The sequence below is a fragment of the Photobacterium alginatilyticum genome, from assembly GCF_009910675.1.
In the GTDB taxonomy this organism is placed as follows: Bacteria; Pseudomonadota; Gammaproteobacteria; order Enterobacterales; family Vibrionaceae; genus Photobacterium; species Photobacterium alginatilyticum.
In genome coordinates, this window is sequence record NZ_RSEJ01000216.1 from 1 (window position 1) to 560 (window position 560).

At 42.4% G+C, this 560-nt stretch carries 2 tRNA genes; both read right to left on the bottom strand.

The window, feature by feature from the left end:
* Window positions 1-335: 335 nt before the first annotated feature.
* Window positions 336-411: transfer RNA gene (locus EIZ48_RS28635), tRNA-Ala, on the bottom strand.
* A gap of 34 nt (window positions 412-445) precedes the next feature.
* A tRNA-Val gene (locus tag EIZ48_RS28640) sits at window positions 446-521 on the bottom strand.
* Window positions 522-560: the final 39 nt, after the last annotated feature.

Sequence of the window (560 nt, forward strand, 5' to 3'; positions counted from 1 at the left end):
TAGTCACTTAACCATACAACCCCAAGGAGTTTTTTTATTTTCACTTTTCAAAAAAGTGAAGACAAAAGCGTATGTTCAAACAACCAAGGTTTACGTCACCTACATTCGATCAAGAAATGTAAGGACATTGGTTTTTTCGCCGGACTCTACACAAGACACTTGAATGTGTTTGCTTGAGAACTCGTTCTTTATCCGAAGATAAAAAACATTTTAATTCAATTGTAAAAATTGAATTTACTAGTCAGCTTTCCAGATTGTTAAAGAGCATGTGTTTATCAAGAGATAACCACTTTTTAAACACACTCACTTCTTTTYCAAGAAATGCGCTTAAAGAGTGGTGGAGCTAAGCAGGATCGAACTGCTGACCTCCTGCGTGCAAGGCAGGCGCTCTCCCAGCTGAGCTATAGCCCCATCGGGTATTTTGGGTTCTCTCGAAAAGAAAGAGTGGTGGGCGATACCGGGCTCGAACCAGTGACCCCCTCCTTGTAAGGGAGGTGCTCTCCCAACTGAGCTAATCGCCCTCCGATGTTTTACATCTTCAAAGGAGAAGATGGTGGGTC